Consider the following 241-nt stretch of genomic DNA (forward strand, 5'->3'; position numbering starts at 1 on the left):
TCCGAGGTGGCCGCGGCGAAGCCGAAGGCCTCGTTCACGTCGCCCTGGCTGGTGGCACCGTCGCCGAAGTAGACGATCACCGCGCCGTTGGCGTCCGGATCGTCGTTGCCGACCGCTCCGTCCCGCTGCTGGGCCATGGCCATGCCCACCGCGTGCAGGGTCTGGCTGCCGATCACAAAGGCGTACGGGTAGAAGCTGTCCGGACGGGACGGCCAGTCGGTCATGCCGGTGCCGCGGAACG

General features: G+C 70.1%; 1 protein-coding gene. It reads right to left on the reverse strand.

The features are described 5' to 3' along the window. A partial coding sequence (locus tag BN358_RS23405; protein ID WP_255346892.1) for a thiamine pyrophosphate-dependent enzyme occupies nt 1-241 on the reverse strand: 241 nt, incomplete at both ends.

Origin of the sequence: Sedimentibacter sp. B4, from assembly GCF_000309315.1 — a bacterium.
In the GTDB taxonomy this organism is placed as follows: domain Bacteria; phylum Bacillota; class Clostridia; order Tissierellales; family Sedimentibacteraceae; genus Sedimentibacter; species Sedimentibacter saalensis.